Origin of the sequence: Meridianimarinicoccus marinus, assembly GCF_040689105.1 — a bacterium.
In the GTDB taxonomy this organism is placed as follows: domain Bacteria; phylum Pseudomonadota; class Alphaproteobacteria; order Rhodobacterales; family Rhodobacteraceae; genus Meridianimarinicoccus; species Meridianimarinicoccus marinus.
The window spans coordinates 18230-42488 of sequence record NZ_JBFBVU010000005.1; the positions used below are offsets into that span (position 1 = coordinate 18230).

Annotated in this window: 23 protein-coding genes; 9 read left to right on the forward strand and 14 right to left on the reverse strand. The window is 64.9% G+C overall.

What is annotated here, in order from left to right; genetic code table 11:
- Positions 1–66: 66 nt before the first annotated feature.
- Complete coding sequence (gene lexA / locus AB0T83_RS05755) at positions 67–768, forward strand: transcriptional repressor LexA (RefSeq protein WP_366192092.1); 702 nt, start codon at positions 67–69, stop codon at positions 766–768.
- Here lexA and AB0T83_RS05760 read toward each other — a convergent pair.
- Positions 762–2855, reverse strand: coding sequence for a ComEC/Rec2 family competence protein (locus AB0T83_RS05760; RefSeq protein WP_366192093.1), 2094 nt, complete (start codon positions 2853–2855; stop codon positions 762–764). The genes lexA and AB0T83_RS05760 overlap by 7 nt on opposite strands.
- Before the next feature lie 153 nt (positions 2856–3008).
- Here AB0T83_RS05760 and gltX point away from each other — a divergent pair, with 153 nt between their 5' ends.
- Positions 3009–4412, forward strand: coding sequence for a glutamate--tRNA ligase (gene gltX, locus AB0T83_RS05765; protein ID WP_366192094.1), 1404 nt, complete (start codon positions 3009–3011; stop codon positions 4410–4412).
- A 79-nt stretch (positions 4413–4491) separates the two neighbouring features.
- Positions 4492–5787 (forward strand): citrate synthase, encoded by a 1296-nt coding sequence (gltA, locus tag AB0T83_RS05770; protein WP_366192095.1) that lies wholly within the window; start codon positions 4492–4494, stop codon positions 5785–5787.
- Between the two features lie 64 nt (positions 5788–5851).
- Here the strand turns inward: gltA and AB0T83_RS05775 are convergent, their stop codons facing one another.
- Complete coding sequence (locus tag AB0T83_RS05775; RefSeq protein ID WP_366192096.1) at positions 5852–6409, reverse strand: pyridoxamine 5'-phosphate oxidase family protein; 558 nt, start codon at positions 6407–6409, stop codon at positions 5852–5854.
- Positions 6410–6544: 135 nt separating this feature from the next.
- Between AB0T83_RS05775 and purB the strand changes: the two genes are divergently transcribed.
- The 4 genes from purB (at position 6545) to AB0T83_RS05795 (ending at position 10218) form a co-directional block, all read left to right on the forward strand.
- Positions 6545–7846, forward strand: a complete 1302-nt coding sequence (gene purB / locus AB0T83_RS05780) for an adenylosuccinate lyase (RefSeq protein WP_366192097.1) — start codon at positions 6545–6547, stop codon at positions 7844–7846.
- A 65-nt stretch (positions 7847–7911) separates the two neighbouring features.
- Positions 7912–8076 (forward strand): hypothetical protein, encoded by a 165-nt coding sequence (locus tag AB0T83_RS05785; RefSeq protein WP_366192098.1) that lies wholly within the window; start codon positions 7912–7914, stop codon positions 8074–8076.
- A 74-nt stretch (positions 8077–8150) separates the two neighbouring features.
- Positions 8151–9227, forward strand: a complete 1077-nt coding sequence (locus tag AB0T83_RS05790) for a flagellar motor switch protein FliG (protein WP_366192099.1) — start codon at positions 8151–8153, stop codon at positions 9225–9227.
- A 73-nt stretch (positions 9228–9300) separates the two neighbouring features.
- Positions 9301–10218, forward strand: a complete 918-nt coding sequence (locus AB0T83_RS05795; RefSeq protein WP_366192100.1) for a lysophospholipid acyltransferase family protein — start codon at positions 9301–9303, stop codon at positions 10216–10218.
- Here AB0T83_RS05795 and AB0T83_RS05800 read toward each other — a convergent pair.
- Positions 10170–10874 carry a DUF1223 domain-containing protein gene (locus AB0T83_RS05800; RefSeq protein WP_366192101.1) on the reverse strand — a complete coding sequence of 235 codons (705 nt, stop codon included), beginning with the start codon at positions 10872–10874 and terminating at the stop codon, positions 10170–10172. The two genes, AB0T83_RS05795 and AB0T83_RS05800, sit on opposite strands and share 49 nt — an antisense overlap.
- A 218-nt stretch (positions 10875–11092) precedes the next feature.
- Between AB0T83_RS05800 and acnA the strand changes: the two genes are divergently transcribed.
- Positions 11093–13783, forward strand: coding sequence for an aconitate hydratase AcnA (gene acnA / locus AB0T83_RS05805; RefSeq protein WP_366192102.1), 2691 nt, complete (start codon positions 11093–11095; stop codon positions 13781–13783).
- Positions 13784–14148: 365 nt separating this feature from the next.
- Here the strand turns inward: acnA and AB0T83_RS05810 are convergent, their stop codons facing one another.
- Genes AB0T83_RS05810 through yajC form a run of 10 tightly spaced genes read right to left on the reverse strand, consistent with a single transcriptional unit; the run spans position 14149 to position 21007 of the window.
- The gene (locus AB0T83_RS05810; RefSeq protein WP_366192103.1) at positions 14149–14694 is read right to left on the reverse strand and encodes a DsbE family thiol:disulfide interchange protein; all 546 of its coding nucleotides are present in this window, start codon (positions 14692–14694) and stop codon (positions 14149–14151) included.
- Positions 14687–14848 (reverse strand): heme exporter protein CcmD, encoded by a 162-nt coding sequence (ccmD, locus tag AB0T83_RS05815; RefSeq protein WP_366192104.1) that lies wholly within the window; start codon positions 14846–14848, stop codon positions 14687–14689. Before ccmD ends, AB0T83_RS05810 begins: the two co-directional genes overlap by 8 nt.
- Positions 14845–15573, reverse strand: coding sequence for a heme ABC transporter permease (locus tag AB0T83_RS05820; RefSeq protein ID WP_366192105.1), 729 nt, complete (start codon positions 15571–15573; stop codon positions 14845–14847). The genes ccmD and AB0T83_RS05820 overlap by 4 nt, the downstream gene beginning before the upstream one ends.
- Positions 15574–15624: 51 nt before the next feature.
- Positions 15625–16281, reverse strand: coding sequence for a heme exporter protein CcmB (gene ccmB, locus AB0T83_RS05825; RefSeq protein ID WP_366192106.1), 657 nt, complete (start codon positions 16279–16281; stop codon positions 15625–15627).
- Positions 16278–16892 carry a heme ABC exporter ATP-binding protein CcmA gene (gene ccmA, locus AB0T83_RS05830; RefSeq protein WP_366192107.1) on the reverse strand — a complete coding sequence of 205 codons (615 nt, stop codon included), beginning with the start codon at positions 16890–16892 and terminating at the stop codon, positions 16278–16280. Before ccmA ends, ccmB begins: the two co-directional genes overlap by 4 nt.
- 49 nt (positions 16893–16941) lie before the next feature.
- A complete protein-coding gene (locus AB0T83_RS05835) occupies positions 16942–17301 on the reverse strand; it encodes an Mth938-like domain-containing protein (protein ID WP_366192108.1) in 360 nt (119 codons plus the stop codon).
- 4 nt (positions 17302–17305) lie between these two features.
- Positions 17306–18058 carry a sulfite exporter TauE/SafE family protein gene (locus tag AB0T83_RS05840; protein ID WP_366192109.1) on the reverse strand — a complete coding sequence of 251 codons (753 nt, stop codon included), beginning with the start codon at positions 18056–18058 and terminating at the stop codon, positions 17306–17308.
- Positions 18051–19022, reverse strand: a complete 972-nt coding sequence (gene secF / locus AB0T83_RS05845) for a protein translocase subunit SecF (protein WP_366192110.1) — start codon at positions 19020–19022, stop codon at positions 18051–18053. The genes AB0T83_RS05840 and secF overlap by 8 nt, the downstream gene beginning before the upstream one ends.
- 1 nt (position 19023) lies before the next feature.
- Positions 19024–20691 carry a protein translocase subunit SecD gene (secD, locus tag AB0T83_RS05850; RefSeq protein WP_366192111.1) on the reverse strand — a complete coding sequence of 556 codons (1668 nt, stop codon included), beginning with the start codon at positions 20689–20691 and terminating at the stop codon, positions 19024–19026.
- A gap of 34 nt (positions 20692–20725) precedes the next feature.
- Positions 20726–21007: a preprotein translocase subunit YajC gene (gene yajC / locus AB0T83_RS05855; protein WP_366192235.1), complete on the reverse strand. Its 282-nt coding sequence runs from the start codon at positions 21005–21007 to the stop codon at positions 20726–20728.
- Positions 21008–21457: 450 nt separating this feature from the next.
- Here yajC and serS point away from each other — a divergent pair, with 450 nt between their 5' ends.
- Complete coding sequence (gene serS, locus AB0T83_RS05860) at positions 21458–22750, forward strand: serine--tRNA ligase (protein WP_366192112.1); 1293 nt, start codon at positions 21458–21460, stop codon at positions 22748–22750.
- A gap of 37 nt (positions 22751–22787) precedes the next feature.
- Here the strand turns inward: serS and der are convergent, their stop codons facing one another.
- Positions 22788–24230 carry a ribosome biogenesis GTPase Der gene (der, locus tag AB0T83_RS05865; protein ID WP_366192113.1) on the reverse strand — a complete coding sequence of 481 codons (1443 nt, stop codon included), beginning with the start codon at positions 24228–24230 and terminating at the stop codon, positions 22788–22790.
- Positions 24231–24259 lie beyond the last annotated feature (29 nt).

Genomic DNA, 24259 nt, shown 5'->3' on the forward strand with positions numbered 1-24259 from the left:
CGTGAACACCTGTAGAACGTATCTCAGAAAGAAACGTGTCCTCAAGGCGTTAGGCGGAGCAGCCCCATGTTGACCCAGAAACAGCTGGATCTTCTGCAATTCATACACACGCGATTGCAGCGGGAGGGCGTTCCGCCCTCCTTCGACGAGATGAAAGAGGCGCTGGATTTGCGCTCGAAATCCGGGATCCACCGGTTGATCACCGCGCTGGAAGAGCGTGGGTTCATCCGGCGGTTGGCCCACAAGGCGCGCGCGATCGAGATCGTGAAGCTGCCCGAAAACCTTGAAAACAAGTCCTTCCGGCCCAAGGTCATTGACGGCGACAGGCCTGACGGGCCTCGGCCGCGCGGCTCGGTGTCGGTCGAAAGCAGCGCGGGCAACCTTGTACCGCTGCTCGGCAAGGTGGCGGCCGGGGGGCCGATCCACGCGATTTCCGAAGCCAAGGCGGAAATCACAGTGCCGCCGAACCTGCTGGCAGGCAAGGGGCCGCATTACGCGCTGGAGGTCGATGGCGACTCGATGATCGAGGCCGGGATCAACCCCGGCGATGTGGTCGTCATCCGCGAAGGCACAACCGCCCAGAACGGCGATATCGTCGTGGCCGCCTTTCAGGATCATGACGAATACGTGGTGACGCTGAAGAAGTTCTACCTGCGCGATGGCCGGGTGGCCCTGAAAGCCGCCAATCCACGGTACGAGGATCGCATCCTGCCGCGCGATCAGGTCGAGGTGCAAGGCCGTCTGGTCGGTCTGATCCGCAGCTACTGACCGGGCGGCGCGTTCAGCGCCATCCGCACCGCGTCGACAACCTGGGTGGCCTGTGCCGCATCCTTTTGCCCGGCATGACTCCACAGCCGATTTCCGGCCCGGATCTTGGCGGCGGCGACGTGCCAGCCGTCCTGCCGCCGCCAGACCGCCAGCGCCCCGCTTTTGCGCAGGGCATCGGGATCCAGGATCAGGCAGGAACCGATGATGTCCGACGTCGGGGTGACAAGCACGCGCGCCTGCGCGCAGTCTGCCTTGCGCCCGGACGCCCATCGCATCTCGCCCAAGCCCAGCGGCATCCGCAGGGCCTTGCCGTCAAGGTTTTCCTGGGCCCGGTCGAAGGCAGCAATCCGATCCCGGTTCCGGCCATCGTTCTCCAGCCACGCCAGCGCCGCATAGCCATCGCCCCGCGGCTTGTTCAGGGCGCGTCCCGCCTCGGTCATCACGCCCACCAGCCCCCCGGTTTCGGCAATCAGCAGGAAGGGGCGTTCGACACGGCTCCACAGCCCGAAGGCCAGCCCGATCACCGCAAGGCCGATCACCGCCGCCCGACTGCGCCAGAGCATCAGCCACAGCGCGCCAAGCGCGAAGACTGGCAGGAAGGACGCGGGCGGGCTGGGCACGAATTTCAGAGCGTTCTGCAGGCCCGCCACATGATCGGCCACCGCCAGTATCCAGGTGATGCCCTGCCCCATGATCCACAGAGCCGGCTGGGCCAGCCCCATCACCCCCAGCAGCCCGGCCAGCACCGCTGCCGGTGCGACCATGCTGCCCATCACCGGCACGGCCAGCAGGTTGGCCATCAGCCCATAGGACGCGATCTGGTTGAAATGCGCTGCCGCGAAGGGCGCGGTCGCCAGTCCGGCCACCGCAGACGACAACACCAGCGTGCCGATCACCCGCAAAGGCCGCCAGACCCGCGGCAGATCAATCTCGCGCAGCCAGCCGAAGGTCCAGACCAGCGCGGTCGTGGCGGCAAAGGACATCTGGAACCCCGGCCCCATCAGGGCCTCGGGCCTGAGCACCAACACGATGGTGGCCGCCAGTGCCACGGCGCGCAGGGTAATGGCGCGCCGGTCCGCCAGCACCGCAGCCAGCATCACCGCCACCATGATGAAGGCCCGCTGGGTCGACACCGACCCGCCTGACAAGGCCAGGTATCCGGCGGCGGCCAGCAGCGCGCAAACCGCCGCGATCTTCTTTCCCGGCCATCGCAGGGCCAGCGGCGGGATCAGTGCGATGGCGGCCCGCACCGCGCCGAAGACCACGCCGGTCAACAGCCCAACATGCAGCCCTGAAATCGCCAGAAGATGCGCCAGATTGCTGTTGCGCATGGCATCCATCGTTTCGCGCGACAGGGCCGAGCGGTCGCCGGTCACGATGGCGGCGGCCATGGCGCCAGCCTGTCCGGGGATGCGTGCCTGCAAACGCGCCGACAGGGACAGCCGCACCTGCCCCAGCCAGACCGCAGGGCTGTGCGCGTCCGGCCGCGCGACGACCAGAACCGGGTTGCGGGTATAGCCCACCGCGCCGATCTGCTGAAACCACGCGTGGCGACGGAAGTCGAAGCCGCCCGGCTCCACCGGTGCCGAGGGCGGGCCGAGGTGGCCAGTGGTCATCACCCGCAGCCCGGTCACCGGCGCCACGTCATGCGGCAGCCCGTGCAGCGAAATGCGCACCCGGGCCGGTGTGCGACGGTGGGACAGATCGCCCAGCGTGACCTGATCCAGCGTCAGCCGCAGCTTGTCGCTGATCGACCGGTCGATCTGCACGATGCGCCCCTCGATCGGGCCGTAGAAGCGAAACTCCAGCACCGGGGCGGCCACCAGATGGGCCCGCGCGCCCGCCCAACCGAAGGCCAGAAGGATCAGCGCAAGGGCCGCCCAGAGCGGCCCGCTGGTTTCGGACCCGCGCCGCGACAGTACCGCTGCCAGAAGTCCCAAAGTACAGGCGACGCCCAGCATCAGACCCGACGGTTCCTCCGGCACGGCGAAATAGGCGCCGATGCCCACGGCCATCGCCACCGGCACCCAGAGGAACAGATGCCCGCGTTGCGCCGCGATCTGGGCGGCGATCGGATTGCCTGTCACGTGCCGGCCCGCCCGGTCATGGTCTTGCGCCTCCGTTGCCCCGCAACTGTTTCCGGTCTTGGTTGCCAAGCGGTTAACGCCGCCGGGGTCCGGGCGGGTTTACCCCCCCCGGCATCCGCTTTAAGGGACACCTCAGCAGCCAAGGAGCCCCAGATGACCGCCCCGCACGTCGTGACCCGTTTCGCCCCGTCCCCCACCGGCTATCTTCACATCGGCGGGGCCAGAACCGCGCTGTTCAACTGGCTGTACGCACGGGCGCGCGGCGGCCAGTTCCTGCTGCGGATCGAGGACACCGACCGCGCCCGCTCGACCCCCGAGGCGACGCAGGCCATTCTGGAGGGCCTGTCCTGGCTGAAGCTGGATCACGATGGTGAGGTCATCAGCCAAGCCGCCCGCGCCGACCGACATGCCGAGGTGGCGCATGCGATGCTGGCCTCGGGGCACGCCTACAAGTGCTTCTCGACGCAGGAAGAGATCGCCGCCTTCCGCGATACCGCCCGTGCCGAGGGCAAATCGACCCTGTTCCGTTCGCCCTGGCGCGATGCCGATCCGGCGACCTTCCCGGACGCGCCCTATGTGGTTCGCCTGAAGGCGCCGTGCGCGGGGGAAACGGTGATCGACGATCAGGTGCAGGGCAAGGTCACCTTCCGCAACACCGAGTTGGACGACATGATCTGCCTGCGCTCGGACGGAACCCCGACCTACATGCTGGCCGTGGTGGTGGACGACCACGACATGGGCGTCACCCATGTGATCCGGGGTGATGACCATCTGGCCAATGCCGCGCGTCAGACGCTGGTCTATCAGGCCATGGGCTGGCCGCTGCCGATCTGGGCGCATATCCCGCTAATCCATGGTCCCGACGGCAAGAAACTCTCCAAGCGTCACGGCGCGCTTGGCGTCGATGAATACCAGAAGATGGGCTATCCCGTCGAAGGCATGCGCAACTACCTGACGCGGCTGGGCTGGAGCCACGGCGACGACGAGGTCTTCACCACGGCGCAGGCGCTGGAGTGGTTCGACCTGGATGGAATCGGCAAATCTCCGGCCCGGTTCGACTTCAAGAAGCTGGAAAACGTCTGCGGGCACCAGATGGCCATGACAGACGATGCTGCACTGTTGCATGAAATTGAGGCATATTTGAATGTGACCGGGGCGGATCGTCTCACGCCCGCGCAGACCGAGGGTCTGGGGGCTGCGCTCTATTGCCTCAAGGATCGCGCGAAGACCATTCCGCAACTGCTTGAAAAGGCGCATTTCGTACTGGCGAAGCGGCCCCTGGAACATGACCCGAAATCGTCCAAGGCGCTCGATCCGGTATCCATTGGTATACTGAAAGAATTGACGCCGCATCTGCAAAATGCTAGTTGGACGCGCAATGCGCTGGAGGAAACTGTAGCCGCGTTTGCAGAGGCAGGGGACATCAAGATGGGCAAGATCGCACAGCCTTTGCGGGCCGCGCTTTCTGGTCGCGCTGTATCCCCAAGCGTTTTTGACATGATGCTGGTCATCGGGCGGGAGGAGACTTTGGCCCGGCTGGCAGATGTGACTGGCTAAGGCCGATTTCCGGCCTTGGTCACCGACAGACACGAGCGATACGACTAGCGCGTGCCGCGCGTCATACAAAGGGACAATCATGGCTGACACGACTAAGACCGCGACCCTGAGTTTCGGCGACACCACACTGGAGTTGCCGCTTCACTCGCCTTCCATCGGGCCGGATGCCGTTGACATTAGCAAGCTCTATGGTCAGGGCCACGTCTTCACCTACGATCCGGGTTTCACCTCGACCGCGGCCTGCCGTTCGACCATCACCTATATTGACGGTGAAGAAGGCGTTCTGCTGCATCGGGGCTATCCGATCGACCAGCTTGCGGCCAAGTCGCATTACCTGGAAGTCTGCTACCTGCTGCTGTACGGCGAACTGCCCACCGGCACCCAGTTGGAAGACTTCGAACGCCGTGTCACCCAGCACACCATGCTGCACGAGCAGATGCGGAACTTCTTCTCGGGCTTCCGCCGCGACGCGCATCCGATGGCCATCATGGTGGGGATCGTCGGCGCGATGTCGGCCTTCTACCATGACAGCACCGACATTGCCGATCCCTGGCAGCGCGAAGTCGCCTCGATCCGCCTGATCGCCAAGATGCCGACCATCGCAGCCTGGGCGTTCAAGTATCACGTGGGCCAGCCCTTCGTGTATCCGCGCAACGATCTGGACTATGCTTCGAACTTCCTGCGCATGTGCTTTTCCGTGCCCGCACAGGAATACGAAGTGAACCCGATCCTGAGCCGCGCCATGGACCGGATCTTCACCCTGCACGCCGATCACGAGCAGAACGCCTCGACCTCGACCGTGCGTCTGGCGTCGTCTTCCGGTGCCAACCCGTTTGCCTGTATCGCGGCCGGCATTGCCTGCCTCTGGGGTCCGGCCCATGGCGGCGCCAACCAGGCCTGCCTGGAGATGCTGAAGGAAATCGGCACCCCGGATCGCATTCCGGAATACATCGCCCGCGCCAAGGACAAGGACGATCCGTTCCGCCTGATGGGCTTTGGCCATCGCGTCTACAAGAACTTCGACCCGCGCGCCAAGGTGATGAAGCAATCGGCCGACGAAGTGCTGGATCTGCTGGGCATCGAGGACAACCCGACCCTGCAGGTGGCCAAGGAGCTGGAAGCCGCCGCCCTTGCCGATCCATATTTCGCCGACAAGAAGCTGTTCCCGAACGTGGATTTCTATTCGGGCATCATTCTTGAGGCCATGGGCTTCCCGACCTCGATGTTCACCCCGATCTTCGCGCTGTCGCGTACCGTGGGCTGGATCTCGCAGTGGAAGGAAATGCTGGGCGATCCAGAACAGCGCATCGGCCGCCCGCGTCAGCTGTACATGGGCGCCACCGAGCGCGACTACATCGACGTGGAAAACCGCTGATCCGGCGGCCCGGCGACCAACAGGAAAGCCCCGGCATTGGCCGGGGCTTTTTTCGTTTCCGGCCTCAGCCCGCGTCGGGCCTGATCCCCGTGGGCGCCCCGTCGATGGTCTGCCGGTTCTTGCGCTCCTGGTAGGCCTGGGTACCCTCGGGGCCAAGCGCCACGAAATGCGCGACCAGCTGGTCGTCCACGCGATCCTCGACAAAGTCCATCAGCGGCACCCCCATCCCGCAGGAGCTTTGCACCAGATCGATCCGCAGGTCGAAGACCTGACGGGCGCCTGCCACGTCCGGGAAATGGCCGTAGGCCCAGTCCCAATCGGCATCGAAGTCATGGATCGCGCGGGCCGTGCCATAGACCCGCAGGATCAGCGGCTTGCCGTCGAAGGCGCACCACATCAGCGTCATCCGGTCGGTATCGCGCAAGTGGCCCGCGGTTTCATTGCCGCTGCCGGTCAGGTTCAGCCACAACAGCCGGTTGTCATCCAGCACCCGCAGGCTGTCCATGCCCTTGGGCGAGACATTGACCCGGCCTTCGCGCGCGGCGGTGCCCACGAAGAAAATGTGCTGCCGGGCAATAAATGTCCTGAATGCTTCGGTCAGGCGGGGATACTGCTTTGCCATCTTGGGGCCTTTCACGCTTGTGCTGCACCAGCCCTACCGCATTCGCCGCAGGCACAGAACCCTTGCCGCCTTGCCGCCGCGTCCGGCTTTGTCTAGGTAGACCGCGATTCCACGACATTCCTGAAAGGCGCGCCCATGATCCCCCGCTACTCCCGTCCCGAGATGGTCGCCATCTGGTCCCCGGAAACCAAGTTCCGCATCTGGTACGAGATCGAGGCCCATGCCTGCGACGCCCAGGCCGATCTGGGTGTGATCCCGAAGGAAAACGCCGAGGCCGTCTGGAAAGCCAAGGACGTGGAGTTCAACGTCGACCGCATCGACGAGATCGAGGCCGTCACCAAGCATGACGTCATCGCCTTCCTGACCCATCTGGCCGAGATCATCGGCAATGATGAAGCCCGCTTCGTGCATCAGGGCATGACCAGTTCCGACGTGCTGGACACCTGCTTCAACGTGCAGCTGGTCCGCGCCGCCGACATCCTGATCGCCGACATGGAAAAACTGCTGGCCGCCTTGAAGCGTCGTGCGCTGGAACACAAGATGACCATCCGCATCGGCCGCAGCCACGGCATCCACGCCGAGCCGACCACCATGGGCCTGACCTTCGCGCGCTTCTACGCCGAGATGGACCGCAACCTGAACCGCCTGAAGAAAGCCCGGATGGAGATCGCCACCGGCGCCATTTCCGGCGCGGTCGGCACCTTCGCCAACATCGACCCGGCGGTCGAGGAACACGTTTGCGCCAAGCTGGGGCTGGAGGTCGAACCGATCTCGACCCAGGTGATCCCACGCGACCGCCACGCCGCCTTCTTCGCCGCCCTCGGCGTTGTGGCCAGTTCTATCGAGAACGTCGCGACCGAAATCCGCCACATGCAGCGCACCGAGGTTCTTGAGGCCGAAGAATTCTTCTCGAAGGGCCAGAAAGGGTCTTCGGCGATGCCGCACAAGCGCAACCCGGTGCTGACCGAGAACCTGACCGGTCTTGCCCGTCTGGTGCGCATGGCCGTGGTTCCGGCGATGGAGAACGTCGCCCTCTGGCACGAGCGTGACATTTCGCACAGCTCGGTTGAGCGCAACATCGGCCCCGACACCACCATCACGCTGGATTTCGCTTTGGCGCGCCTGACCATGGTGATCGACAAACTGGTGATCTACCCCGACAACATGATCGCCAACATGAACAAGTTCCGCGGTCTGGTGCATTCACAGCGCGTATTGCTGGCCCTGACCCAGAAGGGCGTCAGCCGCGAGGACAGCTATCGTCTGGTGCAGCGCAACGCCATGAAGGTCTGGGAGCAAGGCGCTGATTTCATGAAAGAACTGAAGGGCGATCCGGATGTGACCGCGGTGATGTCCGTGGCCGAGATCGAGGACAAGTTCGACCTTGGCTATCACACCAAGCACGTCGACACGATCTTCAGCCGCGTCTTCGGGTAAGCGGAAATTTGGACGCCAGCGCCCTTCGTGCTACATTTCTCCTCGTTCAAGGATGGGAGACGACCATGAAGATCAAGACCGCCCTCGTGGCTTTGGCGCTGGCCACTCTGCCCGGGCTTGCCGTGGCCGAGTATTGCCAACACGGCAAGGAACAGCGCGCGTCCTCTTGCGCCGAAGGCACAACGTGGGATTCCGCGACGCAACGCTGCACCCCCGGCACCACAAGCTGATTATCTGCCGCAAGTAACGGCAGGTTAAACCTGTTGAGACTAGGCTCGCCCCACCTGCAGAACGCGGAGGGTTCATGTCTCAACCTGTTGTTTCCCAGTCACCTGTTGCCGGCGCCACCGGCGTCCCGCCCATACCGGCCCGCCGGCCCCGGCAAGTCCTGACCAAACGGCAGAAGGCCGCCGTGATCGTGCGACTGTTGCTGAAAGAAGGGGCGAAATTCTCGCTCGATGATCTGCCCGAGGCGTTGCAGATCGAATTGACCCATGAAATGGGCGCCCTGCGCAGCATCGACAAAGATACCCTTGATGCGGTGGTCGCGGAATTCATCCAGGATGTGAACGATGTTGGCGCGGCCTTTCCCGGCGGCATCGAAAACGCGCTTGAGTTGCTCAATGGCGCGCTCAGCCCCGACGCCCTGCGCCGCCTGCGGCTGCAAACCGGGGTCGTGGTCCAGGGCGATCCCTGGAAGATGATCGAAGGGCTTGAAGTGCCGCATCTCGCCGAGATCCTGCAGAAGGAAAGCATCGAAACCTCTGCCGTGGTGCTGGCCAAGCTGCCGGTGCCGACCTCCGCCGCGATCCTTGGCCATCTGCCGGGCGAGTTGGCGCGGCGGATCACTTACGCGGTCTCCACCACAGGGGCTGTCGATCCTGAAACCGTGCGCACCATCGGCCATGCCATCGCGACCGAGATTGCCACGGCGGAACTGAAGGCCTTTGAGGAAGAACCGGTCAGCCGGGTCGGTGCCATGCTGAATTTCTCGCGGGCCGAGACCCGCGACCGGGTGCTGGACGGGCTGGTCGAGGAAGACGAGAGCTTTGCCACGCAGGTGCGCAAGGCCATCTTCACCTTCAACGACATCGAAACCCGGATCACGCCGCGCGATGTGCCCAAGATCACCCGCGCCGTGGACCAGCAGCAACTTGTGACGGCGATTGCCGCCGCGCTGGCCTCGGAGAAAGAGCGGGCGTCCGCCGAATTCATCCTCAATTCCATGTCCAAACGCATGTCGGAACAGATCCGCGAGGATGCCGAGGATCTGGGCCGCGTCAAACCCGAGGACGGGGAAACCGCCATGGCGGCAGTGGTCGGGGCCATCCGCGATATGGAACAGGCCGGAGAACTGACGCTCGTCACCCCCGAGGGATAGCCGCCGCCCCGTTGCCCAGCCCTGCCGACCCGCGTATAGCATCGGCAACGGCAGGGATCGGATCGGGAACACCATGGGGAAGAACCGCAAGGACGACGCGCCCAACCCTCTGCATCGCTGGGCAATTCTGGCGCTGGTACGCGCGCCGTTGCTACTGCCTTACGGTCTGCGCGGACCGGTGGTCGGCTGGCTGATGTCGCGCGTTGTGGCGCCCATCGCGCGCTACGATCAGCGGGTCATCGACAACCTGAATTACGTCTTGCCCGATCTCGACCCCGCCGAGGTCAAGCGCCTGTCGCGCGCGGTCCCGGCCAACACGGGCCGGATGCTGATCGAGATCGCCTCGGGGGATAGATTCACCGACCGGATCGCCAAGATCCAGATGCAGGGCCCCGGCCTTCCCGCGCTGGATCAGGCCCGCGCCGAAGGCCGGCCGATCATCGTGGTCTCGGGCCATTTCGGCAATTTCGACGCCGCCCGCGCCGCCCTTGCGCAACGCGGACACCAGATCGGCGCGCTGTATCGCCCGGTGGACGATCCGGTGCTGGACACCGAGTTTCACACCGTGCTCAGCCGTATCGCCGCCCCGGTGTTTCCGCGCGGTCGCAAGGGGCTGGGCGCGATGCTGCGGTTCCTGCGCAAAGGCAACACCGTGGCGATCCTGCTGGATCAATTTGTCCATGAAGGGGCCGAGGTGACGTTCTTCGGAAAACCCGCACCGACCTCGACCTCTGCCGCCGAGATGGCATTGAAATACGGGGCCTTGCTGATCCCGGTCTATGGCATCCGCACCGGGGACGGTTTCGACATCATTGCCGAAGAGCCGATCCCGCCCAGCGACGCGATCACCATGACACAGGCCATCAACGACAGCCTCGAAGCACGGGTGCGTGCGCACATGGATCAGTGGCTATGGATTCATCGGCGCTGGAAGCCCGAGCTTCAGCGCACGCGCGCCGCCGCGAAGACCGGACCCGGACCCGGGGCCTGAAGCAACACCGCGCCTTTCTCGTCCCCCTGATAGGGCGCTTCAAGGTGGGCGGGCGCCGTGCCTTCCCATTCGGCCAACGCTGTCCATTGGGTCACGATGTTGACATAGTCCATCACCCGCCCCGCGTTCTCGCCGGCGCGGATACTGACCCGGGCGTGAGGGGTATAGCGCACCAGCACCACCCGCACCGCACCCGGCCCCTTGCCGTGCGGCGCCATCGAAACCTCCAGCCGGTCCCCGGTGCGGGACACCGACAGTTCGGCCTGCTTGGACAGGGTCTTGTGGGCGTCGATCGCGGCCATGGTCTCGACAGGTTTGAACCCGGCAATATCGGTCTGACCGCCGATGATCATCTGCGGCGTATAGATCATCGACCGCCCCGCCTGATGCGCATAGGCCTTCTGCCGCTTGGTGAACTTCGGCGAAGCGAACGCGTCCGGCCAGCCGATGTAGTCCCAATAATCCACATGCAACGCCAGCGGCAGAACGTCTTCGCGCGAGGACAATTCCATCAGCAGCGCATCGGCGGGTGGGCAGGAGGAACACCCCTGCGAGGTGAACAGTTCCACCACCACCGGGCCGGGTTGAGGCTGCGCCGCCACCGGGCTGAGCCATCCCGAAATCACCACCAGCAAAACCGCCAACCGCATCATCATGTCTCGTTTCGTCCCCAGGCTGTAAGGGTGCACATTAGGCCAGCCGGTGCCTGGGAGCCAATCACCGTTTCGCGAGAGAAAATGCGTCGCACTCAGGCAGGGTTGCACATTGTGTGCATTGGTATACAAAGCGCGCGAGACCCCGCGCCACACCGTTCCGACTCGTCGGGGCGGATCGCGATCAGCAAGAGCCCGTCAGATATTGGGAGGCCAATTCCATGACCGTCATCGTCGGCAAAGACACAGCCAAGACGCGTAAGACCCTTACCGTCGGCGACAAGTCCATCGCCTATTATTCGATCCCCGCCGCGCAAGACGCAGGCCTCGGGGATTTCTCCAAGCTGCCCGCCGCGCTGAAAGTGGTGCTGGAGAACATGCTTCGCTTCGAAGACGACGGCTTCACCGTCTCCGTCGACGACATCAAGGCCTTCGCCGAATGGGGCGCCAAAGGTGGCAAGAACCCCCGCGAGATCGCCTATCGCCCGGCCCGCGTTCTGATGCAGGACTTCACCGGCGTTCCGGCCGTGGTCGATCTGGCCGCCATGCGGGACGGCATCGTTGCCCTGGGCGGCGACGCCAACAAGATCAACCCGCTGAACCCGGTCGACCTGGTTATCGACCACTCGGTGATGATCGACGAATTCGGCAATCCGCGCGCTTTCCAGATGAACGTGGACCGCGAATACGAGCGGAACATGGAGCGTTACACCTTCCTGAAATGGGGTCAGAGCGCCTTCAACAACTTCCGCGTGGTGCCGCCGGGCACCGGCATCTGCCACCAGGTGAACCTGGAGTATCTGGCCCAGACCGTCTGGACCGATGAGGATCAGAACGGCGAAACCGTTGCCTACCCCGACACACTGGTCGGCACCGACAGCCACACCACCATGGTCAACGGCCTGGCTGTTCTGGGCTGGGGCGTCGGTGGCATCGAGGCCGAGGCCGCGATGCTGGGTCAGCCGATCTCGATGCTGATCCCCGAAGTCATCGGCTTTGAGCTGACCGGCGAAATGATGGAAGGCACCACCGGCACCGACCTTGTCCTGAAAGTCGTCGAACTGCTGCGCGCCAAGGGCGTTGTCGGCAAGTTCGTCGAATTCTACGGCGCCGGGCTGGACAAGCTGCCGCTGGCCGATCGTGCGACGATCGCCAACATGGCCCCCGAATACGGCGCCACCTGCGGTTTCTTCCCGATCGACGACGAAACCCTGCGCTACCTGCGTAACACCGGCCGTGACGAAGATCGCGTGGCCCTGGTCGAAGCCTACGCCAAGGAAAACGGGTTCTGGCGCGGTGCCGATTACGCACCGGTCTACACCGACACCCTGCACCTGGACATGGGCACCATCGTTCCGGCGATCTCGGGCCCGAAACGCCCGCAGGACTACGTGGCGCTCGACAATGCCAAGGCCGCCTTCACCAAGGAAATGGCCGAGACCTTCAAGCGTCCGATGGGCAAGCAGGTGCCGGTCAAGGGTGAAGACTACTCCATGGACTCGGGCAAGGTCGTTATCGCGTCGATCACCTCCTGCACCAACACATCGAACCCCTACGTCATGATCGGCGCGGGTCTGGTAGCGCGCAAGGCCGCGGCACTGGGGCTGAACCGCAAGCCCTGGGTCAAGACCTCGCTGGCGCCCGGATCTCAGGTGGTGTCGGCCTACCTCGAGGCCGCCGGCCTGCAGGAAGACCTCGACAAGATCGGCTTCAACCTTGTCGGTTATGGCTGCACCACCTGTATCGGCAACTCGGGCCCGATCCAGGCGGAGCTGTCGCAAGCCATCGCCGAAGGCGATCTGGTCGCGACCTCGGTGCTGTCGGGCAACCGCAACTTCGAAGGCCGGATCAGCCCGGACGTGCGCGCCAACTACCTGGCCTCGCCGCCGCTGGTGGTGGCCTATGCCCTGGCCGGCACCCTGGACATCGACCTCACGTCCGAGCCGCTGGGTCAGGACAAGGATGGCAACGACGTCTACCTGAAGGACATCTGGCCGACCTCTAAGGAAGTTGCCGATCTGGTCGAGGAAACCGTGACCCGTGAAGCCTTCCAGTCGAAATACGCCGATGTGTTCAAGGGCGACGAGAAGTGGCAGGGCGTCGAAACCACCGACAGCCTGACCTACGACTGGCCGGCGACCTCGACCTACGTCCAGAACCCGCCGTACTTCCAGGGCATGGGTATGGAGCCGGGCGTGATTTCGAACATCGAGAATGCCAAGGTTCTGGCGATCCTCGGCGACATGATCACCACCGACCACATCTCGCCCGCCGGGTCGTTCAAGGACACCACCCCGGCCGGGAAATACCTGATCGACCGTCAGGTGCCGGTGCGGGAGTTCAACTCCTATGGCTCGCGTCGCGGCAACCACGAGATCATGATGCGCGGCACTTTCGCCAACATCCGCATCAAGAACGAGATGCTGGACGGCGTCGAGGGCGGCTACACCAAGGGCCCCGATGGCGAACAGACCTCGATCTTCGACGCCTCGATGGCCTATCAGGAAGCCGGCACCCCGCTGGTGATCTTCGGCGGCGAACAGTACGGCGCGGGCTCGTCGCGAGACTGGGCAGCCAAGGGCACAGCCCTTCTGGGCGTCAAGGCCGTGATCGCGGAAAGCTTCGAGCGGATCCACCGCTCCAACCTGGTGGGCATGGGCGTCATCCCGTTCGAGTTCACCGGCGGAGACACCCGCAAGTCGCTGGGTCTGAAGGGCGATGAAACCGTGTCGATCTCGGGTCTGGACACGATCCAGCCGCTGCAGGAAGTGCCCTGCACGATCACCTTCGCGGATGGCTCCACCAAGGTCATCACGCTGAAATGCCGGATCGATACCGCGGTCGAGATCGAATACATCGAAAACGGCGGCGTGCTGCACTACGTGCTGCGCAACCTCGCCAAGGCGTCCTGATCCGCGGCCAATCCGCACCCCGCACAACGAAGCGCCCCGGAGACATCTCCGGGGCGTTTTTCGTTGTGCTTGACGGTGCGAGCCCCGATGGGCCCGGGAAATCCAAACCGAGGTCGTTGTGGCGTGCCGTCCGGCGAACAATCCCGATTTGAGCGTGCCGGGGTGAACACGCAGTCCAGGAATATCCATGCAAGAAGGTCTGCCGGGAACAGTCGCCAAAGACGTTCTGCGCGGCGCAGGATGCACTCAGCCAGAAAGCTGCCTGGACATAGGAGTGTCACCCAGATCGTCGCAGGGCCAGAGATGCGGATTGCGGGAGGCGAATGAGCGCTCCACAGAGATCATCGCGGCAGGATCGCGCCGGTTCAGCCCCCGGATTGAGCCGCTTTTTCCATCGCCGGTCGGATTGTGCTTTCCAACGCGCGCTCGGTCACCGGACCGGCAAAGCGGGTCACGATGCGGCCGTTACCATCGATGACAAAGGTTTCCGGGACGCCGTACAGGCCCCATTCCAGCCCCATGCGCCCGGATCCATCCGCCCCGATCGAGGAATAGGGATCGCCCAGTTCGGCCAGGAACCCCAGCCCCTTGGCATCGGTATCCTTGTAGTTCACCCCGTGGATCACCACGCCCTCGGCGGCCAGCGCCTCGAGGATCGGATGCTCCACCCGGCAGGGCGCGCACCAGCTGGCCCAGAAGTTGACCAGTTTCACGCCTGGATCTTGCAGCATCTCGGCTGTGAACACCGGCTTGTCGCCCAGTTGCGTGACCTGCACCACGGGCGCGGGTTTTCCGGCCAGCGCCGTCGGCAGGGCATCGGGATTGTCCCGCTGCATGCCAAAGAAGAACAGCGCGGCCAGCCCGGCAAACAGGACCGGCGGCACCACCATCAAGGGAGACATCCTAGCCATTGGTTTTCCTTTGCCGGTCTTCCACCTGCCGCAGCGCGTCGCGCAGCCGGGCGCTGCGGCGCAGGCTCAGCGCGACCAGGCCGATCAGCAGGCCCAGCGAGACCGCATAGGCCGAGACCACCTCGGCGGCGTATTTTCCCAGGTCGGGCATCATGCCATCCGCTCCCGGTTCAGCAGGGCTTTCAGACGGCGGGCGCGGATTTCGGTCCGGGTCCGCAGTAGCACCAGCGCCAGGAACATCAGGATGAACCCGGCAATGCAGACCAGCAGCGGCAGATAGAAGACGTCCGCCACGTTCTCTTCCTTGTCCAGCGACAGCGAAGCCCCCTGGTGCAGCCCCTGGTTCCAGAACAGCACCGCATAGCGCGACAGGATCGCGAATACCGATCCCACAAGGCACAGCACCGAGGTCAGATCCGCCGCCGTGTCGCCGTTTTCCACCGCTTCCCACATGGCGATATAGCCCATGTAGAACAACGCCAGGATCAGAAAGGATGTCAGGCGCGGGTCCCAGGCCCACCAGGTGCCCCACATGGGCTGACCCCAGATCGCCCCGGTGATCAGCGCGATCACGGTAAAGGTCAGACCCACCGGGGCCGCGGCGCGGGCAGCCAGCGCGCTGACGTGGTGGCGGCGGATGATCCAGACCAGCGAGGCCACCAGCATCATCAGCCAGGCATTGATCGCCATCAGGGCGGCCGGCACATGCAGATAGATAATCTTGACGGTCGAGCCTTGCCGGTAATCCTCGGGCGTGAAGAAAAAGCCCCAGATCAGGCCGACGAGCAGACATGCCAAGGACACCCCGGCAACCCAGGGCAACAGCCGTGACGACAGCTGCATGAACCTCTTCGGATTTGCGAATTCCCAGAACGACATGTCAAAAACCGGTGCTACAGATCACGGGTCTGTTCTATGCAAGCACGCATGTTAGCGCAAATTGATGCGCAGGGCTGCGGCTGCGGCAAAGGGCATCAATGCCAGCGTTCCGGCGCTGATCCCGGCCAAAAGCACCAGCGGTGTGCCAACTTCAAGGCCCGCCGCCCCCTGCGTGGCCACCTGCGCGCCGAAGATCAGCGTCGGGACGTACAGGGGCAGGACGAGCAGCGACAGCAGCAGCCCGCCGCGTTTCAGCCCCACAGTCAGGGCCGCGCCGAACGCGCCGATCAGGCTCAACGCCGGGGTGCCCACCGCCAGCGAGATCACCAGCCAGCCAAAGCCCGCGGGCGGCAGGTTCAGCAGAACCCCCAGACCCGGCGCCAGAAGGGTCAGCGGCAGGCCGGTGGTCAGCCAATGCGCCAGCGCCTTGACCACGGCCACGCCCTCCAGCGGCACCGGCGCCGTGGCCAGCAGGTCCAGCGAGCCGTCTTCGAAATCCAGCGCGAAAATGCGGTCCAGCGACAAAAGGCAGGACAGCAGCGCGCCGATCCACAGGATGCCCGGCGCGATCCGCGCCAGCACATCGGCCTCGGGCCCCACGCCGAAAGGCACCAGTACCGACAGAACAAGGAAAAACGCCAGCCCAAGGCCGAAACCGCCCCCGGCCCGCACCGCCAGCACGAGGTCTCGGCGAAGCAGCGCGATCATTCGAAGGCCTCCTCGAACCCGCCGGCGGCCATCCGGCCGATGGCGCGATAGGGCGACAGGTCCAGCACCTGCCCATCCAACCCCAGGTCGATATGCGTGGCCATGATGGCAGCCCCGCCCGCGTCGCAATGGGCCTGAACTGAGGCCGCGAACATCTTCACGCTGGCCGCATCGAGTGACACTGTCGGTTCGTCCAGCATCCAGATCGGCCGTCCCGTCACCATCAGCCGCGCCAGACCCAGCCGCCGCCGTTGACCGGCCGACAGGTTCTGTGCCTGCCGTTCGACCAGCCCTTCCAGATCGAAGGCCGCCAGTGCCGGGGCAATATCGCCCTGCCCGAACACCCGCGCCCAGAATTCCAGGTTCTCGACCACCGTCAAGGTGGCCTTCACGCCGTCGGAATGGCCGGTATAGGCGACCAGATCCGGCGAGATCTCGATCCGGCCCTCGACCGGCGGTTGCAAGCCCGCCAAAGTGCGCAGCAAGGTTGTCTTGCCGATGCCGTTCGGCCCGCGCAGCACCAGCGCCTGCCCGGCCTCAAGGTCCAGATCGACCCCTTCCAGCACCGGCACCCCACCGCGCGCCACGCAGACCCCGCGCACGCTCAGCATGTCCGGAGGACCTGTTTCGGGGTGGACCATTCGCAGGCGCCGTGCTCGGTCACGTCACCGGCCTCGCCGCCAGACCGACCCGCCGTCCTTCCGACAGCAGCACGTTGTAGCTGCGGCAGGCCTGCGGGCTGGCCATCGGTTCCAGACCGATCCCGGCGCCTTCCAGAGCCTCGCGAAAGGCGGTGGGCAGATAGGCCATCTCGGACCCGGTGCCGACGAACAGCACATCCAGATCGCCGGATGCCGTCAGCAGCGGATCCAATTCGTCATACCCCTGCCAGATCGCCGGATCGTGGTCGGGCAACAGCAGCAGCCCGCCGGTCAGCACCTTGCCGCCGACCCGGAAAAAGCCGGGGCCATAACCTTCGACGGGCAGTCCGTCATTGAAGCGGATTTCATTCAGACGCATGCGTTCACCTCCAGATCGGCAGCCCGGACAGGGCCGACGCCCCGATCACCGAAAACGCCACCCCGCGATACAGCCGCTCGTGCGCGGGCCGGAAGATCCAGCCGCCCAGCATGTTGCCCAGCACCGTGGGCACGGTCAGGATCAACCCCAGACCCAGCGGCACCAGCGCCAGTGCGCCCTTCACCCACAACGCCGCCACCAGCAGCACATCGTAGAGAAACAGGTAAACCATGGTCGAGGCGCGGACCACCGGCGCCGGATGCGGTGCGGCCAGATACAGCAGGATCACCGGCGGCCCGGGCATGCCGGTCAGCCCGCCCAGAAATCCGGCCAGCCCGCCTGTTGCCGTCACCAGTCGTGGCCCCACCGGCCCGCGATAGCGCAGACCGCTCAGCAGGCAGACCAGCATGAACAGGGCAAGGCCCGACACCGCCCAGGCAAAGACATCCGCTCGCACCTGCACCAGAACCCAAAGCCCTAGTGGCAAGGTGATCAGCGTTGCCGCCAGCATCAGCGCAATGTCGCGCCGGTTGGCGATCCGCGCCGCGCGCGGCAGGTTGGGAAGCGGTCCGAAGATATCCATCACCATCAACGCCATGATCGCCCACAATGGATCCAGAAACCGCGCCGCCACAGGCATGAAGACCAGCGCGGTGCCGAACCCCGAAAACCCGCGCACGATTCCGCCGACGAACGCCGCTGCGATCAACCATCCCAGGCCCGGCGAGGCCAGAACCTGGAAGGGGATGTCAGGCATCGATATCGGCGAACTGCGTCCCGGCCTTGGCGTCCGGTTTGGACCAGTCGCGTTTCACACCCAGCTTCAGCAACACCGCCGAGGCCACGAAGATCGACGAATAGGTGCCGATCACAACGCCCCAGATCATCGCGAAGACGAAGCCCCGGATCACGTCTCCGCCCAGCACGAACAGCGAGATCAGCGCCAGCAGCGTGGTGACCGAGGTCATCACTGTCCGGCTCAGGGTCTCGTTGATCGACAGGTTCAGAACGTCCTTCAGCTCCATCTGCTTGAAGCGGATCAGGTTCTCGCGCACCCGGTCGAAGACCACCACGGTATCGTTCAGCGAATAGCCGACGATGGTCAGAAGGGCCGCGATGATCGCAAGGTCGAACTTGATCTGCAGCACCGAGAAGATGCCGATGGTCACGATCACATCGTGGATCAGCGCGGCCACAGCACCGACCGAGAACTGCCATTCGAAGCGCAGCCAGATGTAGAAAAGCACCGCGCCGATGGCCAGAACCACGGCCAGAACCGCCGATTGCACCAATTCGCCCGATACTTTCGGGCCGACCGATTCGACTGACGGAAATGTGATCGACGGGTCCAGCTCCTGCAAGGCCGCCTCGACCGCCAGCACGGTTTCGGCCGCAACGCTGGCATCGCCATCGCCTTGGGCCTCGATCCGGATCTGGGCCACATGTTCGTCTTCGCCGAAGCCGGCGTCGAAGACCTCGGTGATCGACACATCGCCCAGACCCAACGGCGCGATGGCATCGCGATAGGCGGCCACATCGATGGGCTGGCTGCTTTCGGTGCGGATCGTGGTGCCGCCCCGGAAGTCGATGCCATAGTTCAGCCCGATCACCGCGAAGGCGACGAGGGAGGCCAGAACGGCCAGTACCGACAGGCCGAAGGTGATCTTCCAGGTGCGGAAGAAATCCCAGTTGGTCTCTGCGGGAACAAGTCGCAGGCGCATCTCAGACCTCCAGAACTTTGGGACGGCGGCGTTCGAACCAGATCACGATCATCAAACGCGTCACGAAGATCGCCGTGAAGACCGAGGTCAGGATGCCCAGCCCGAGGGTCACGGAAAAGCCGCGCACCGGACCCGAGCCCATGACGAACAGGATCGCTGCCGTGATGAATGTGGTGACATTGGCGTCCAGAATGGCCGACAGGGCCTTTTCATAGCCCAATTCGATGGCGCGGGCCGGGCCCTTGGCGCGTTTGAGTTCTTCCTTGATCCGCTCGAACACCAGCACGTTGGCATCCACCGCCATGCCGATGGTCAGCACGATCCCGGCGATGCCCGGCAAGGTCAGCGTGGCGCCGATCAGCGACAGCAGGCCGAAGATCAGCCCGACATTGATGATGAGTGCGAGGTTGGCGATCAGTCCGAACAGCCCATAGCTGAGCGCCATGAACACCAGCACCCCGGCAAAGGCCACAACGCTGGCCACCTTGCCCGCATCGATGCTGTCCTGCCCCAGTTCGGGACCGATGGTGCGCTCTTCCAGGAAGGTCATGCCCGCGGGCAGCGCCCCGGCGCGCAGCAGCACCGCCAGTTCCGTGGACCCCTCGACCGAGAAATTGCCGGTGATGATACCGGACCCGCCGGGAATATGGCTCTGGATTACCGGGGCCGAGATGACCTCGCCGTCCAGGATGATGCCAAAAGGGCTGCCGATGTTCTCGGCGGTGTATTCGCCGAACTTGCGCGCGCCTTGCGGATTGAACCGGAAATTCACCGCCGGGCGTCCGTTCTGGTCAAAGGCGGGCTGCGCGTCGGTCAACTCCTCGCCCGAAACGACCACGCGATCCTCGACAATGTAATAGGTGCCCTGCTCGTCCAGCGAAGGCATCAGCACGTTGCCGGCGCCGGGACGGCTGTCGGCATCGGTGGTGCGCCCCACGACCGACTGGAAGGTCAGCCGCGCGGTGGTGCCGATCAGACCCTTCAACTCCTCGGCCGAGCCGATGCCCGGCACCTGGATCAGGATCCGATCTTCGCCCTGGCGCTGGATGGTCGGCTCGCGCGTGCCGACTTCGTCGACACGGCGGCGGATGATTTCAAGGCTTTGTTGAACTGTGCGCGCGTCTGTGGCGGCGCGCTCGGCTTCCGACAGCCGGATGACGACATCGCTGCCCTCGGCGGAAACTTCGATGTCTGACGCCCCAACCCCGGTCAACGACACGATCGGCCGGGCCAGGTCACGGACAACGCCCACGGCCCGATCGATGCCGGCCGGTTCGCCGATCCGCACCCGCAATTCGTCCGGGGCGCTGTCCTGGCGGCGTATCGTGCCGATGGCGGCGCGTTCTGCGCGCAGCGCGTTGCGCACCTCGGGCCACATGCCGTCCAGCCGGTCGGCATAGACGTCCTCGACATGAACCTCGGCCAGCAGATGCGCGCCGCCGCGCAGGTCCAGCCCCAGGTTGACGATGCCCGAGGGCAGGAACGACGGCCAGAACCCGGCGTCCAACTCCTGCTCGGGCGTTGCCACCCCACCCTGCGCCTCGATGGCCGCCAGCGCGTCATTGTGAACTTCCACCCGTCCATAGAACAGGTTGGGAAGCGCCAGGATCAACCCGGCGGCTACCACCGCCCAGATGACCACCCGCTTCCAGAGGCTAATCTGTAACATGAACGCGCTCCGCGGCCCCGACGAGGGCTCAGCTTCAGTTGTTGGCCGGTTCGGTCTTGCTCAGAACCTGGGCGATGGTGCTCTGGATGACGCGCACCTTGACGCCTTCGGCCAGTTCCACCTCAAGCTCGCCATCGTCCTTGACCTTGACGACCTTGCCGATGATGCCGCCCTGGGTGACGACCTGGTCGCCCCGGCGCAGCGCCTGGACCATTTTCTGATGATCCTTCACCTTCTTCTGCTGCGGACGGATCAGCAGGAAGTACATGATGGCAAAGATCAGGATCAGCGGGACGAAGCTGGAAATGGCGCCCATCGGTCCACTCGTCTGTGCGAAAGCGGGCGTAGCGGCGATGGCGACCAGAGCGGCCGTGGCAAGACGTGCGGACATGGGATCTCCTAGATGTGAGCAGGCCGGCACCCGGCCCCGGAATTAGCGCGCAACCTAGGCACAGCCCGCGCCATTGGCAAGGCGATCCCGACCTGCCGTTACGGTGGGGTCAGTTGGCCGCGCCCTGCCCCCATTCCTGGTGCCCTCCCGCCCGTCGTCAGCGCCCCTGGGGGCGCCTCCTCCCGTTGGGTCCGGCAGCGCGTCCTGCGGCCGCGCTGCGCCCGCGTCCCTGACTTTTTCTTGGCAAAAATACTCACAGCGCCACCTCACAACCGCGCAACCGCCTGCAGCAGTGCGCCCAGTCCACAAACCGCCCTTGGCCCGCCCGTCGATCTCGTCCATAAGGCCCCCGGACCTCGCCAGACGGAAAGACCCATGCACGACATCCGCTTCATCCGCGACACCCCCGACGCCTTCGACGCCGCCATGGCACGCCGCGGCCTGTCCGGCGTTTCCGCCCAGGTTCTGGCGCTCGACAGCGCCCGACGCGAGAAGATCACCGCCTCCGAGACCGCCCAGGCCGAGCGCAACGCCGCCTCGAAACAGGTCGGCGCCGCCAAGGCGCGCGGCGACGAGGCCGAATTCACCCGCCTGCGCGATCTGGTCGCCGCCAAGAAGGCCGAGATCGCGGATCTGGATGCCGCCGCCAAGGCAGCCGACGAAGACCTGCGCGCGCTGCTGATGTCGCTGCCGAACCTTCTGAACGCCGAGGTTCCCGATGGCGCCGACGAAGCCGAGAACGTCGAGTTGCGCCGCTGGGGCACACCGCGTGATTTGGACTTCGCGCCAAAGGAACATTACGATCTGGACGGCGTGAAACCCGGCATGGATTTTGAGACCGCCGCCAAGCTGTCGGGCGCGCGCTTCGTGGTGCTGTCCGGCGCCGTGGCGCGCATCCATCGCGCCTTGGCGCAATTCATGGTCAACACCCATGTGGATGACAACGGGCTGACCGAAACCTGGACCCCGGTGCTGGTGCGCGAAGAGATGCTCTATGGCACTGGCCAATTGCCGAAATTCGGCGAGGACAGCTACCAGACCCGCGAAGGCTGGTGGCTGGTGCCCACCGCCGAGGTGACACTGACCAACATCGTCAACGGGCTGATCGTCGAGGATGCGAGCCTGCCGCGCCGCTACGTCGCCCACACCCAGTGCTTCCGCTCCGAGGCCGGATCGGCGGGCCGCGACACCGCCGGCATGCTGCGCCAGCACCAGTTCGAGAAAGTCGAAATGGTGTCGATCACCCGCCCCGAGGCCTCGGCCGACGAACACGACCGCATGACCCGCTGTGCCGAGGATATCCTCGAACGGCTGGGCCTGCCCTATCGCACCGTCGTGTTGTGCTCGGGCGACACCGGGTTCGGCGCGGTGCGCACCCATGACATCGAGGTCTGGCTGCCGGGTCAGGGCAGCTATCGCGAGATTTCGTCGGTGTCCAACTGCGGCGCTTTCCAGGCGCGGCGCATGAACGCCCGCTTCCGTCCCGAAGGCGGCGGCAAGCCCGAGTTCGTGCACACGCTGAACGGCTCGGGACTGGCGGTGGGCCGCACCCTGATCGCGGTTCTGGAAAACGGGCAGCAGGCCGATGGCAGTGTCGATCTGCCCGCTTGCCTGCATCCCTATCTGGGCGGCAAGACCCGGCTGGCCGCCGACGGCACGCTGGTCTGACAACGAAAACGGGCGGCCCCGCAAGGCCGCCCCGATTTCAGTCCACCCGCTTGGGGCCCAGATGCTTGCGCAGCTTCGAGGGCCCTTTTTTCTTCTTGTCCTTGTAGGGGTTCTTGTCCGCCTGGCTGCGCAGCACCAGCCGGATCGGCGTGCCGGGCATGTCAAAGTCGGCGCGCAACCCGTTGACAAGATAGCGTTTGTAGCTTTCGGGCACCTTGTCGGGATGCGAACACATCACCACGAACCCCGGCGGGCGGGTCTTGGCCTGGGTCATGTAGCGCATCTTGATCCGGCGGCCGCCCGGCGCGGGAGGCGGATGCGCCTCCAGCATGCCGCTGAGCCACAGGTTCAGCTTGGCGGTCGGAATCCGCCGGTTCCAGACGTCATGGGCGCGGAACACCGCTTCCTGCAACCGCTCCATCCCGCGTCCGGTCAGGGCCGAGACGGTGACCAGCGGCGCGCCGGACAATTGCGGCAGCAAGCGGTTGAACGCCTCTTTCAATTCGGCCAACCGCGCTTGCCGATCTTCGACCGCGTCCCATTTGTTGACGGCGATCACCACAGCACGGCCTTCGCGTTCGGCCAGATCGGCGATGCGCAGATCCTGCTGTTCGAAGGGGATATCCGCATCCAGCAGCACGATCACCACTTCCGCGAATTTCACCGCCCGCAGCCCGTCGGACACCGACAGTTTCTCGACCTTGTCCTGGATCTTGGCGCGCTTGCGCATCCCGGCGGTGTCGAACATCCGCACCGGGGTGCCCTTCCACGTCATCGGCACGGAAATCGAATCGCGGGTGATCCCGGCCTCGGGACCGGTCAGCAGGCGATCTTCGCCCAGCAGCCGGTTGATCAGCGTCGACTTTCCGGCATTGGGGCGGCCCACCACGGCGATCTGCATGGGCTTGCCCTTGTCCAGATCGGCAACCCCGTGCTCGTCCACCGCGACCTCGGTCTCGGGCGCGGTGCGTTCCGCCAGCTCTTCGAATTCTTCCGAGATCGGGCGCAGGATCGACATCAACTCGCTCATGCCCTCGCCATGTTCGGCGGACACCCGCAGCGGTTCCCCAAGGCCCAGCGAATAGGCTTCGATGACACCGGCGTCGGCGGCCGAGCCTTCGGCCTTGTTGGCCGCCAGGATCACCCGGCTGGAACGGCGGCGCAGAATGTCGGCAAACACCTCGTCCGACGGCGTGATGCCGGTGCGCGCGTCGATCATGAACAGGCAGACATCGGCCATGTCCACAGCGCGTTCGGTCAGGCGGCGCATGCGGCCTTGCAGACTGTCGTCGGTGATTTCTTCAAGCCCGGCGGTGTCGATCACGGTGAAGCGCAGGTCGGCCAGGCGGCCCTCGCCCTCGCGCAGGTCACGGGTCACACCGGGCTGATCATCGACCAACGCCAGTTTCCGGCCGACAAGCCGGTTGAACAGGGTGGATTTGCCCACATTGGGGCGGCCCACGATGGCTAGGGTGAACATCTGCGACTCCGCTGACTGCGCTCAGGCGC

Bases quoted from the DNA above. Each gene is read 5' to 3' on its own strand.
- secD (WP_366192111.1), bottom strand. From the start codon at position 20,691: ATGTTACAGATTAGCCTCTGGAAGCGGGTGGTCATCTGGGCGGTGGTA.
- AB0T83_RS05820 (WP_366192105.1), bottom strand. From the start codon at position 15,573: ATGTCGTTCTGGGAATTCGCAAATCCGAAGAGGTTCATGCAGCTGTCG.
- AB0T83_RS05810 (WP_366192103.1), bottom strand. From the start codon at position 14,694: ATGGCTAGGATGTCTCCCTTGATGGTGGTGCCGCCGGTCCTGTTTGCC.
- serS (WP_366192112.1), top strand. From the start codon at position 21,458: ATGCACGACATCCGCTTCATCCGCGACACCCCCGACGCCTTCGACGCC.
- ccmA (WP_366192107.1), bottom strand. From the start codon at position 16,892: ATGCTGAGCGTGCGCGGGGTCTGCGTGGCGCGCGGTGGGGTGCCGGTG.
- AB0T83_RS05775 (WP_366192096.1), bottom strand. From the start codon at position 6,409: ATGGCAAAGCAGTATCCCCGCCTGACCGAAGCATTCAGGACATTTATT.
- purB (WP_366192097.1), top strand. From the start codon at position 6,545: ATGATCCCCCGCTACTCCCGTCCCGAGATGGTCGCCATCTGGTCCCCG.
- gltA (WP_366192095.1), top strand. From the start codon at position 4,492: ATGGCTGACACGACTAAGACCGCGACCCTGAGTTTCGGCGACACCACA.
- der (WP_366192113.1), bottom strand. From the start codon at position 24,230: ATGTTCACCCTAGCCATCGTGGGCCGCCCCAATGTGGGCAAATCCACC.
- ccmB (WP_366192106.1), bottom strand. From the start codon at position 16,281: ATGATCGCGCTGCTTCGCCGAGACCTCGTGCTGGCGGTGCGGGCCGGG.
- AB0T83_RS05795 (WP_366192100.1), top strand. From the start codon at position 9,301: ATGGGGAAGAACCGCAAGGACGACGCGCCCAACCCTCTGCATCGCTGG.
- yajC (WP_366192235.1), bottom strand. From the start codon at position 21,007: ATGGGCGCCATTTCCAGCTTCGTCCCGCTGATCCTGATCTTTGCCATC.
- AB0T83_RS05790 (WP_366192099.1), top strand. From the start codon at position 8,151: ATGTCTCAACCTGTTGTTTCCCAGTCACCTGTTGCCGGCGCCACCGGC.
- AB0T83_RS05840 (WP_366192109.1), bottom strand. From the start codon at position 18,058: ATGCCTGACATCCCCTTCCAGGTTCTGGCCTCGCCGGGCCTGGGATGG.
- ccmD (WP_366192104.1), bottom strand. From the start codon at position 14,848: ATGATGCCCGACCTGGGAAAATACGCCGCCGAGGTGGTCTCGGCCTAT.
- acnA (WP_366192102.1), top strand. From the start codon at position 11,093: ATGACCGTCATCGTCGGCAAAGACACAGCCAAGACGCGTAAGACCCTT.
- AB0T83_RS05800 (WP_366192101.1), bottom strand. From the start codon at position 10,874: ATGATGATGCGGTTGGCGGTTTTGCTGGTGGTGATTTCGGGATGGCTC.
- AB0T83_RS05835 (WP_366192108.1), bottom strand. From the start codon at position 17,301: ATGCGTCTGAATGAAATCCGCTTCAATGACGGACTGCCCGTCGAAGGT.
- gltX (WP_366192094.1), top strand. From the start codon at position 3,009: ATGACCGCCCCGCACGTCGTGACCCGTTTCGCCCCGTCCCCCACCGGC.
- secF (WP_366192110.1), bottom strand. From the start codon at position 19,022: ATGCGCCTGCGACTTGTTCCCGCAGAGACCAACTGGGATTTCTTCCGC.
- lexA (WP_366192092.1), top strand. From the start codon at position 67: ATGTTGACCCAGAAACAGCTGGATCTTCTGCAATTCATACACACGCGA.
- AB0T83_RS05785 (WP_366192098.1), top strand. From the start codon at position 7,912: ATGAAGATCAAGACCGCCCTCGTGGCTTTGGCGCTGGCCACTCTGCCC.